The sequence below is a fragment of the Streptomyces sp. NPDC020489 genome (assembly GCF_044386545.1).
In the GTDB taxonomy this organism is placed as follows: Bacteria; Actinomycetota; Actinomycetes; order Streptomycetales; family Streptomycetaceae; genus Streptomyces.
In genome coordinates this window covers 281,356-292,070 of sequence record NZ_JBIRUZ010000013.1, presented here as the reverse complement: position 1 = coordinate 292,070, position 10,715 = coordinate 281,356, and the positions used below count along the sequence as shown (strand labels likewise).

Below are 10,715 nucleotides of genomic sequence, written 5' to 3'. Positions count from 1 at the left end.
AAACGCCCGGTTACATTCCGAACCCGGAAGCTAAGCCTCACAGCGCCGATGGTACTGCAGGGGGGACCCTGTGGGAGAGTAGGACACCGCCGAACTCCTTTTATAGCTCTGGCTCTTGGGCACATGCCCAAGAGCCAGAGCTTTTTTGCGTTGAGGTAGGGTCAGGGGGCATCGTAGGCACGTTTCCCTCAGGAGGCCCCCGGGTGGAGGTCCAGGAGACTCGCGTCCAGACAGATCGAGTCCTCACCATCCCCAACATCCTCAGCATGGCGCGACTCGTCGGGGTGCCCGTCTTCCTGTGGTTGATCCTCCGGCCTGAGTTCGGAGGCCCCAAGAGTGACGGCTGGGCGCTCCTGGTGCTGGCTTTCAGCGGGATCAGTGACTACCTGGACGGCAAGCTCGCGAGGCGCTGGAACCAGATCAGCAGCCTCGGCCGGCTCCTGGATCCCGCGGCTGACCGGCTCTACATTCTCTCGACTCTGCTAGGCCTCACCTGGCGCGAGATTCTGCCGATCTGGTTGACGGCTGCACTTCTTGCCCGTGAGCTGGTTCTGCTGGTGATGGTGGGCATCCTCAGGCGTCACGGCTATCCTCCGCCGCAGGTGAACTTCCTGGGCAAGGCCGCCACGTTCAACTTGATGTACGCCTTCCCGTTGCTCCTGCTCAGTGACGGAAGTGGCTGGCTTCCGTCACTCGCTGCTATTTTCGGATGGGCGTTCGCCGGGTGGGGTACAACGCTGTATTGGTGGGCAGGAGTCCTCTACGTGGTTCAAGTCCGCCGTCTGGTCCGTGCGGACGCTACAGCCGATTGACCTCGCAGATTAGCGCCCCACAGCGGCTCGATGGCCCGCGGCGAGAGAGTGCGGGACAATAGGCGGGTGTAGTCGGCTGGACCGTCATTTCTTAGAGGAGGACGCTTCCGACATGAAGGCCGTCGTGATGGCCGGAGGCGAAGGCACACGCCTTCGCCCTATGACCTCAAGCATGCCCAAGCCGCTCCTGCCCGTGGCCAACCGCCCGATCATGGAGCACGTTCTGCGGCTGCTCAAAAGGCATGGGCTCAACGAGACCGTTGTCACCGTGCAGTTCCTGGCCTCTCTGGTCAAGAACTACTTCGGTGACGGCGAGGAGCTCGGGATGGAGCTCTCCTATGCCAATGAGGAGAAGCCACTCGGTACCGCCGGAAGCGTCAAGAACGCCGAAGAGGCGTTGAAGGACGATGCTTTCCTCGTCATTTCCGGTGATGCCCTGACCGACTTCGACCTCACTGAGCTGATCGCTTTCCACAAGGAGAAGGGCGCGCTGGTCACCGTCTGTCTGACGCGTGTGCCCAACCCGCTGGAATTCGGTATCACCATCGTCGATGAAGAGGGCAAGGTCGAGCGCTTCCTGGAGAAGCCGACCTGGGGCCAGGTCTTCTCCGACACGGTGAACACCGGCATCTATGTGATGGAGCCCGAGGTCTTCGACTATGTCGAGGCCGATGTGCCGGTCGACTGGTCCGGTGATGTCTTCCCGCAGCTGATGAAGGAAGGCAAGCCGATCTACGGCTACATCGCCGAGGGCTACTGGGAGGACGTCGGTACCCACGAGAGCTATGTGAAGGCGCAGGCCGATGTCCTGGAGGGCAAGGTCGACGTCGACATCGACGGTTTCGAGCTGTCGCCGGGGGTGTGGGTGGCCGAGGGTGCCGAGGTGCATCCGGACGCCGTTCTGCGCGGCCCGCTCTACATCGGGGACTACGCCAAGGTCGAGGCCGGGGCCGAGATCCGGGAACACACCGTCGTGGGTTCCAACGTGGTCGTGAAGAGCGGGGCGTTTCTGCACAAGGCCGTCGTGCACGACAACGTGTACGTCGGGCAGCAGAGCAATCTGCGCGGCTGTGTGGTCGGCAAGAACACCGACGTCATGCGCGCGGCCAGGATCGAGGACGGCGCCGTCATCGGTGACGAGTGCCTGATCGGCGAAGAATCGATCATTCAGGGCAACGTGCGGGTCTACCCGTTCAAGACGATCGAGGCCGGCGCCTTCGTCAACACCTCGGTGATCTGGGAGTCCCGCGGGCAGGCGCATCTCTTCGGGGCGCGCGGTGTCTCGGGCATTCTGAACGTGGAGATCACTCCCGAGCTCGCGGTCCGCCTCGCCGGTGCCTATGCGACGACCCTGAAGAAGGGGTCCACTGTCACCACGGCGCGTGACCACTCCCGTGGTGCGCGTGCGCTGAAGCGGGCGGTCATCTCGGCGCTGCAGGCCAGCGCCATCGACGTACGGGACCTGGAGAACGTACCGCTGCCCGTCGCCCGTCAGCAGACCGCGCGGGGCAGTGCGGGCGGGATCATGATCCGGACCACTCCGGGGGTGCCGGACTCCGTCGACATCATGTTCTTCGACGGGCGGGGCGCGGACCTGTCGCAGGGCAGTCAGCGCAAGCTGGACCGGGTGTTCGCGCGACAGGAGTACCGGCGAGCCTTCCCTGGTGAGATCGGGGATCTGCACTTCCCGGCGAGCGTCTTCGACTCGTACACCGGATCGCTGTTGCGGAACGTCGACACGACGGGGATCGCCGAGTCCGGGCTGAAGGTCGTCGTCGACGCGTCGAACGGCAGCGCCGGACTGGTGTTGCCCAGCCTGCTGGGCAAGCTCGGGGTGGACTCGCTGACCGTCAACCCGGGGCTGGACGAGTCGCGGCCGACGGAGACGGGCGATGTGCGGCGCTCCGGGCTGGTGCGGCTCGGGGAGATCGTGGCGTCGTCGCGAGCCGCGTTCGGCGTGCGCTTCGACCCCGTCGGCGAGCGGCTTTCGCTGGTCGACGAGAAGGGGCGGATCATCGAGGACGACCGGGCGCTGCTCGTCATGCTCGACCTGGTGGCCGCGGAGCGTCGCAGTGGACGTGTGGCGCTGCCGGTGACCACCACGAGGATCGCCGAGCAGGTGGCGGCGTACCACGGGACGCAGGTGGAGTGGACGACCACGTCGCCCGATGACCTGACACGGGTCGGGCGCGATGAGTCGACCATCTTCGGCGGCGATGGCAAGGGTGGCTTCATCGTCCCGGAGTTCAGCAGCGTGTTCGACGGTACGGCGGCGTTCGTGCGGCTCATCGGGTTGGTGGCGCGGACGCAGCTCACGCTCAGCCAGATCGATGCGCGGATTCCGCGGGCGCATGTGCTCAAGCGGGATCTGGCGACTCCCTGGGCGGTCAAGGGCCTTGTCATGCGCCGGGTCGTGGAGGCGGCCGGGGATCGCTTTGTCGACACGACGGACGGTGTCCGGGTCGTGGAGACGGACGGGCGCTGGGTGATGGTGCTGCCCGACCCGGCCGAGGCGGTCACTCATCTCTGGGCGGAAGGTCCGGACGACGCCTCCGCGCAGGCCCTGCTCGACGAGTGGGCGGCGGTCGTGGACAGCGCCGGCCGCTGACGAACGTCGCACGCGTACGTGCCGGACAGGTGTCCCCAAGGGCGCCTGTCCGGCACGTCGGTGGGGCCATTCGGAGGTAGCGGGCCCGACGTGCGACGATGTGCGGCATGCCGCAGCAGCCCCCCGTTCGGAGCACCCCCACGCGCCCCTCGCGCCCGGACGCGTCCATGTCGCTGCTCACGAACGTCATGGACCACAGCCTCGACGACGGCTACGCGGAAGCGGCCGAGCGGAAGCGGGCCGCGGGTGACGCCGGGCTGCCGAAGACGCTGCGGGCGAAGCTCGGGCTGGCCGCCGGACTGGTGCTCGCCGCCCTGGTCGTCACCGTCGGGGCCGCGCAGGCACGGGTGGCCGCTCCGGTCGTGGCCAAGGAGCGCGAGGAACTCATCGACCGCATCGACCGGGAGACGGACGCGGCGGACACGCTCGAGGACAGCGTCGACGAACTGCGTGACGACGTCAGCGCACGGCAGCGCGAGGCCCTCCGGGACAGCGGCGGCAGCGGCCAGGCGGACCTCGTCGGCGTCCTGTCGGGGGCCACGGCGGTGCACGGTCCCGGCGTCAAACTGGTCGTGGACGACGCCAAGGAGTCCACCACCGGCGGAGACGGCAACCCGCGCGAGACCTCCGGGTTCTCCGACACCGGGCGGGTACGGGACCGCGACATGCAGCGCGTGGTCAACGGACTGTGGGAGTCGGGCGCCGAGGCCATCTCGATCAACGGGCAGCGGCTCACGGCGCTGTCGGCGATCAGGGCCGCGGGGGACGCGATACTGGTCGACAACAGGCCGCTGGTGCCGCCGTACACGGTGCTGGCGGTGGGGGACGGGCAACGGTTGAGCACGACGTTCCAGAACAGTGCCGACGGGTTGTATCTGCACGCCCTCCAGGAGAACTACGGCATCCGGACGAGCATCTCCGCGGAGGGTGACCTCCGGCTGCCCGCAGCACCGAGTGTGATCGTTCGTACAGCACAGCCGAGAACTGAGAAGGGCACATCGTGATCGCCGTACTGGGCCTCGTCGTGGGAGTCGTGGCCGGCCTGTTGGTCCGGCCTGAGGTTCCGGCGGTCGTCGAGCCTTATCTGCCGATCGCCGTCGTGGCGGCGCTGGATGCCGTGTTCGGTGGTCTGCGGGCCATGCTCGACGGCATCTTCGACGACAAGGTCTTCGTGGTGTCGTTCCTGTCGAACGTGGTCGTCGCCGCGCTGATCGTGTTCCTGGGCGACAAGTTGGGCGTGGGAGCCCAGCTCTCGACGGGTGTCGTGGTCGTCCTCGGTATCCGTATCTTCTCCAACGCCGCGGCGATCCGTCGGCACGTGTTCCGGGCGTGACACCGATGAGCAACCAGGACGAGACGCCGGAGAACCGGCTGCGCAGGGAACTGCCCGAGGAGGTGCCCGCGACGGTCCCCGAGGCCGCCGGGCCCGCCGAGCCGGCCGCGGTGCGGGAGGCGGAGCACGAGCCGGAGCGCAAGGCCGATCTGACGGGCCGTGAACGGCTCGTGCAGGGCCTGTGGCCGCCGCGGGTGACCCGGGCCCAACTCATCGTCGCGGTGCTGCTGTTCGGCCTCGGCTTCGGCCTGGCCGTGCAGGTGGCGTCGAACAGCGACGGCGACAGTGCCCTGCGCGGTGCACGCCAGGAAGATCTTGTTCGCATTCTCGATGAACTGGATGACCGAACTCAGCGTCTTGAGGACGAGAAGGCGGGCCTGGAGAAGCAGCGGGACGAGCTGGAGAACAGTTCGGACCAGGCGGAGGAGGCCCGCAAGCAGACGCTGGAGAAGGAGAGGCAGCTCGGCATCCTGGCGGGCACGGTGGCCGCCCAGGGGCCCGGCATCACGATGACGATCGACGACACCAAGGGGACGGTCGAGGCAGACATGCTGCTCGACGCGATCCAGGAGCTGCGTGCGGCGGGCGCCGAGGCGATCCAGGTGAACGGGGTGCGGGTGGTCGCGAGCACCTATCTCACCGACTCGGACAAGAGCGTGAGCGTCGACGGGAACAAGATCAACGCGCCCTATCGTTTCCAGGTCATCGGCAAGCCGCAGGACCTCGAACCGGCGCTCAACATCCCTGGAGGCGTGGTGCAGACTCTTGAGAAGGAGCAGGCCACCGTGACCGTCGAGCGGTCTGCCAAGATCGTCGTGGACGCCTTGCGAGCGGCGAAGCAGCCTGACTACGCTCGGTCGTCCTCCCGGTGAACCGCGGGTGCATGCGGGACGTCCGGCCAGGGCATGAGGTTGCGGGGGGTCGGCGCACCGATTGGGTGGTGCGTGGTGGAAACTGTCAGGTGGATACGGACGTTGTCAGGATGTCCGGGTCGGCCGGTGTATGCAGTCAGGGTTCGTCCTGCCCCACGGGCGGGTCTGTTTCGGTCAAGGGGAATCGCCCGTGAAGTTGTTTGCGAAGTTGTTCGGCAAGAGCGCGCGAGAGGGCAGCGACAATGCCAACGCGACCGCTCGTCATCGCGCACAGCCCGACGCGGAGGGCCAGCGCCCGTTGTTCCGGGACCAGCTGGGCGGCGACGTTCCCGGAGGTCAGGGCGCGCCGTCTGTTGACCCTGCGCAGTCCGGCGGCATAGGTTTCGGGCAACCGTCGACCTCGAGTACGGGTGGAGAGTTTTCCATGTCGGCCCTGGTGTGTACGAGGTGCGGTAACCGCAACGCGGAGAACAGCCGCTTCTGCTCCAACTGCGGCGCTCCGCTGCGGGGCACGGCCGAGCGGCCGTCCGAGACGACCTCCACGATCTCCATCTCCGGTCTCGAGGCCTACGACGCCGAGGCGACCGGCCAGACGCAGATGCCCATGCTCTCCCCGGAGGCGCAGGCGGCCGTCGACGCGCTGCCGCTGGGTTCCGCCCTCCTGGTGGTGCGCCGCGGACCGAACTCGGGCAGCCGGTTCCTGCTGGACGGTGACCTGACCACCGCCGGGCGTCACCCGCAGAGTGACATCTTCCTGGACGACGTGACGGTCTCGCGCCGGCATGTGGAGTTCCGTCGCCAGCCGGACGGTTCGTTCACGGTGAGCGATGTCGGCAGCCTCAACGGCACCTATGTCAACCGTGAGCGCATCGACTCGGTGCCGCTGCACAACGGTGACGAGGTGCAGATCGGCAAGTACCGGCTGGTCTTCTACGCGAGCCAGCGGGGCTACTGACCCGCCCCCGGGCTCCGTCCGGGGGGAGACCCCCAGGGAAGATCCATGCTTCAAACACCGAGCGGCGGTGCCCGGGACGGTGCCGCCGCCGCGGACAGTGGGCTGATGAGCATCGGCACGGTGCTGAACGTGCTGCGTGACGAGTTCCCCGAGGTCACCATCTCCAAGATCCGCTTCCTGGAGTCCGAGGGGCTGATCGAGCCGCGTCGGACTCCCTCGGGGTACCGCAAGTTCAGCGCCCAGGACGTCCAGCGCCTCGGTCACGTCCTGAGGATGCAGCGGGACCACTACCTGCCGCTCAAGGTGATCCGAGAGCACCTGGACGCCATGGAGCGCGGCGAGGCCGTCGTGCTGCCCGTCGTGGGGCGGCAGCGGGACGGAGAGACCTCGTCCGAGCCCTCGGAGGCGCCCACCGCGGCACGGATCGGACGGTCCGAGCTGCTCGCGGCGGCCGAGATCGGTGAGCGGGAGCTGGAGGAGTGGGAGTCGTACGGGCTCATCGCCCCGCTGGCGGACGGCGCGTACGACGCGGAGGCGGTCACCGTGGCGGCGCTCGTCGCGGAACTCGGGCGATTCGGGATCGAGCCGCGGCATCTGCGCGCGATGAAGGCCGCGGCCGACCGTCAGGCCGGGCTGGTGGACCAGGTGGTGGCCCCGCTGAAGCGGCATCGCAATCCGCAGACCCGGGCGCACGCGGAAGCGCGTACGAAGGAACTGGCGGGGCTCACGGTGCGGCTGCACGCCGCCCTGGTGCAGACCGCCCTCGGTGTGCGTCTGCCCTGAGGTCCCCGGGCGCCGGATCCGTCACCCGTTTCCTGCCCGACTACCCAAACATCCCGGGCACGGCCTAGGGTTGCTGTGTGAACGAGCTCGATGTCGTAGGTGTCCGGGTCGAAATGCCCTCCAACCAACCGATCGTGCTCCTGCGTGAAGTGGGAGGCGACCGCTACCTCCCCATCTGGATCGGGCCGGGGGAGGCGACGGCGATCGCTTTCGCCCAGCAGGGCATGGCCCCCGCACGACCGCTGACCCACGACCTGTTCAAGGACGTGCTGGAGGCCGTCGGCCAGGAGCTCACCGAAGTGCGCATCACGGACCTGCGTGAGGGCGTCTTCTACGCGGAGCTGGTCTTCGCCAGCGGCGTCGAGGTGAGCGCCCGCCCCTCCGACGCCATAGCGCTGGCGCTGCGCACCGGGACGCCGATCTACGGCAGTGACGGTGTGCTCGACGACGCGGGCATCGCGATCCCGGACGAGCAGGAGGACGAGGTGGAGAAGTTCCGCGAGTTCCTCGACCAGATCTCCCCCGAGGACTTCGGCACGAGCAGCCAGTGAGGCGTCTTTGGCCCCGCGGACAGAGGTCGGTGGGCCGGTGGTGTCCGGTGACCGGTGAAATGCCGGCATTTGCCACCGGCGCGTGAGAGCGTCCTGCGGCCCGCCTCGAGCGCATTCGGCTAGCCTTTCCCCGCGGTGGGGTGCGGGAAACCACTCCTTGGGTGATTATCACTCGGCGTGCCGAGTGTGGCGATCGTTGACGCACCCCTGGTGACTGCCTACCGTCGAGAAGGCAGGTCAAGGACGGAGGTCGGCGTGAGAAGCAGCGGCGACGGTACGGCTGGGGGAGCTCCGGGGCGCAGTCTCGGAGCCGGCGGTCCGTACCCGCTTCACAGCAGCGCGGCCGACCGTGTTCCGCAGCGACCGGCAGCCGTGCCGACCAGCGGCGGAGGGGCGACGTCCATGGCGTCCGAGGAGATCGGCTACCGCGGGCCGACGGCCTGCGCTGCCGCCGGCATCACCTACCGGCAACTGGACTACTGGGCGCGCACCGGGCTCGTGGAGCCGAGTGTGCGGCCCGCGTACGGGTCGGGGACGCAGCGCCTGTACAGCTTTCGGGACGTCGTCGTCCTGAAGATCGTCAAGCGGTTCCTGGACACCGGGGTGTCCCTGCAGAACATCCGGACCGCCGTGCAGCACCTGCGGGAGCGCGGGTTCCGGGACCTGGAGCGCATGACGCTGATGAGCGACGGCGCCACGGTCTACGAGTGCACCTCGCCGGACGAGGTCCACGCGCTGCTCCAGGGCGGCCAGGGGATCTTCGGTATCGCCGTGGGTGTCGTGTGGCGGGACGTGGAGAGCGCGCTGTCGCAGCTGCACGGGGAGCGGATCGACACCGGCGAGACCCTGGTCGGGCCCAACCCCGCGGACGAGCTGGCGCGTCGGCGCAACCGGGCGGTCTGAGGGCCGCTCCGCCCTCGCGACGGGGCATTGTCAGTGGCGTAGGGCAGCATCGGAGATGTGAGAACCGCGCCCACGATCCTGCATCTCGACATGGATGCCTTCTTCGCCTCGGCGGAGCAGGCCTCCAAGCCGAGTCTGCGCGGCAAGGCCGTCGTGGTGGGCGGGCTGGGGCCGCGCGGGGTGGTGGCCACGGCGTCGTACGAGGCCCGGGTGTTCGGTGTGCACTCCGCGATGCCGATGGCGCAGGCGCGGCGGCTCGCGCCGAACGCCGCGTACCTGGTGCCGCGCTTCGGGTTCTACCGGTCGATCAGCGAGCAGGTGATGGGGCTGCTGCGGGAGCTGTCGCCGCTGGTGGAGCCGCTGAGCCTCGACGAGGCGTTCGTGGACCTGGAGGCCGGGGAGACGGCCTGGGACGAGGAGTCGGCGCGGCTGGCCGGGACGAAGCTGCGCGCCGACATACGGGCGGTCACCGGGCTCACGGGGTCGGTCGGGCTCGCCGCCTCCAAGATGCTCGCGAAGATCGCCTCGGAGCAGGCCAAGCCGGACGGGCTGGTGGTCATCGAGCCGGGGACCGAGCGGGCCATGCTCGGGCCCATGTCGGTGCGGATCCTGCCGGGGGTGGGGCCGGCCACCGGGGACCATCTGCGGCGGGCCGGGATCCACACGGTCGAGGAGATCGTGGAGGCGGGCGAGGACGAGCTCGTACGGCTGCTCGGGAAGGCCCATGGGCACGGGCTGTACGCGATGGCGATGGCGTACGACGAGCGGCCTGTGGTGGCGGAGCGGGAGACCAAGTCCGTGTCGGTCGAGGACACCTACGACGTGGACATCCATGACCGGCTGCGGGTGGGCCTGGAGGTGCAGCGGCTGGCGGACCGGTGCGTGCGGCGGTTGCGCGAGGCCCGGTTGTCGGGGCGGACGATCGTGCTGAAGGTGCGGCGGTACGACTTCTCCACCTTGACCCGGTCCGAGACCTTGCGGGGGCCGACCGACGACCCGGCTGTGGTGCGGGAGGCCGCGGCCCGGTTGCTGGAATCCGTGGACACGACCGGCGGTGTGCGGTTGCTGGGGGTCGGGGTGAGCGGGCTCGCCGACTACACGCAGGAGGATCTGTTCGCCCAGGCCGCCGGGGAACGGGAGCTCGCGCAGGAGGAGCCGCAGGAGGAGGGCGCCGAGGTGGAGGTGGCGGTGCCGGTCGAGCGGCGGTGGGTCTCGGGACACGACGTGCGGCACGAGGAGTTCGGGCACGGGTGGGTGCAGGGCAGTGGGCTGGGGCGGGTGACGGTGCGGTTCGAGACGCCGGACTCCGTGCCCGGGCGGGTGCGGACCTTCTCCGTGGACGACCCCGCGTTGTCCGTGGCCGAGCCGTTGCCGCTGGTGTCCGTCGTGTGTGGTGCGTCGGGGTCTGTGCCGGACGCGGGGTGAGGCGCGTGATGTCGGGCCGCTCGGTCGGCGGGGGCGTCAGGCTTCCGCGTCCTCCGTGCCCGCCAGCCTGCCGAAGTCGTGGTCCGGGAAGGGGGGCGGTGGGGCCACGTCGAGGCCGTAGTGGTGGTAGAGCTGGAGTTCCTGGTCGGGGGAGAGGTGGCGGCCCACACCGAAGTCGGGGGCGTCCTTGATCAGGGCTCGTTCGAAGGGGACCCTCAGCGTGCCCTCGACCAGTTCGCTGGGCTCCAGGGGGACGAAGGCGTCCCTGCTGAACAGGCCGGTGCGTATGGCCGCCCACTCGGGCTGGCCGGTGGCGTCGTCGAGGTAGATCTCGTCGATCGTGCCGATCTTGGTGCCGTTGCGGTCGAAGGCCTTGCGGCCGATCAGGTTCCGCGGATCGATGTCGGTCTGCACGGGCCCTCCACGTGGTCGCGGCTCGCTTCATCCGTAAGCACTACGAAAGAGCAGTTTGG

The 10,715-nt window shown here is 68.7% G+C and carries 10 protein-coding genes, 1 rRNA gene and 1 pseudogene; 11 read left to right on the top strand and 1 reads right to left on the bottom strand.

All coding sequences use genetic code 11. From position 1 onward, the window contains the following. From rrf to ACH41F_RS31610, 11 genes and pseudogenes are all read left to right on the top strand, one after another. Nucleotides 1-95: ribosomal RNA gene (gene rrf, locus ACH41F_RS31660) — 5S ribosomal RNA — on the top strand; the annotation flags it as partial. Between the two features lie 108 nt (nucleotides 96-203). Continuing rightward, complete coding sequence (locus tag ACH41F_RS31655; protein ID WP_398838552.1) at nucleotides 204-812, top strand: CDP-alcohol phosphatidyltransferase family protein; 609 nt, start codon at nucleotides 204-206, stop codon at nucleotides 810-812. 112 nt (nucleotides 813-924) lie between these two features. Next, nucleotides 925-3,420: a sugar phosphate nucleotidyltransferase gene (locus ACH41F_RS31650; protein ID WP_391237177.1), complete on the top strand. Its 2,496-nt coding sequence runs from the start codon at nucleotides 925-927 to the stop codon at nucleotides 3,418-3,420. A gap of 98 nt (nucleotides 3,421-3,518) precedes the next feature. Next, entirely contained in the window at nucleotides 3,519-4,424 is a 906-nt protein-coding gene (locus ACH41F_RS31645) for a DUF881 domain-containing protein (protein WP_391237174.1), read from the top strand. Further along, nucleotides 4,421-4,753 carry a small basic family protein gene (locus tag ACH41F_RS31640; protein WP_003988855.1) on the top strand — a complete coding sequence of 111 codons (333 nt, stop codon included), beginning with the start codon at nucleotides 4,421-4,423 and terminating at the stop codon, nucleotides 4,751-4,753. Before ACH41F_RS31645 ends, ACH41F_RS31640 begins: the two co-directional genes overlap by 4 nt. Before the next feature lie 5 nt (nucleotides 4,754-4,758). After that, a complete protein-coding gene (locus tag ACH41F_RS31635) occupies nucleotides 4,759-5,625 on the top strand; it encodes a DUF881 domain-containing protein (RefSeq protein WP_398838549.1) in 867 nt (288 codons plus the stop codon). Nucleotides 5,626-5,686: 61 nt separating this feature from the next. Further along, nucleotides 5,687-6,580: an FHA domain-containing protein gene (locus ACH41F_RS31630; protein ID WP_391237168.1), complete on the top strand. Its 894-nt coding sequence runs from the start codon at nucleotides 5,687-5,689 to the stop codon at nucleotides 6,578-6,580. Between the two features lie 45 nt (nucleotides 6,581-6,625). After that, nucleotides 6,626-7,363, top strand: coding sequence for a MerR family transcriptional regulator (locus ACH41F_RS31625; RefSeq protein WP_398838547.1), 738 nt, complete (start codon nucleotides 6,626-6,628; stop codon nucleotides 7,361-7,363). Nucleotides 7,364-7,440: 77 nt separating this feature from the next. Next, entirely contained in the window at nucleotides 7,441-7,914 is a 474-nt protein-coding gene (locus ACH41F_RS31620; RefSeq protein ID WP_004002801.1) for a bifunctional nuclease family protein, read from the top strand. Nucleotides 7,915-8,169: 255 nt separating this feature from the next. Beyond that, complete coding sequence (locus tag ACH41F_RS31615) at nucleotides 8,170-8,817, top strand: MerR family transcriptional regulator (protein WP_391237161.1); 648 nt, start codon at nucleotides 8,170-8,172, stop codon at nucleotides 8,815-8,817. Nucleotides 8,818-8,874: 57 nt separating this feature from the next. Then, a pseudogene (locus ACH41F_RS31610) lies at nucleotides 8,875-10,363 on the top strand (DNA polymerase IV). Here the strand turns inward: ACH41F_RS31610 and ACH41F_RS31605 are convergent. Then, complete coding sequence (locus ACH41F_RS31605) at nucleotides 10,279-10,656, bottom strand: PRC-barrel domain-containing protein (protein ID WP_398838545.1); 378 nt, start codon at nucleotides 10,654-10,656, stop codon at nucleotides 10,279-10,281. The pseudogene ACH41F_RS31610 and the gene ACH41F_RS31605 overlap by 85 nt on opposite strands. Nucleotides 10,657-10,715 lie beyond the last annotated feature (59 nt).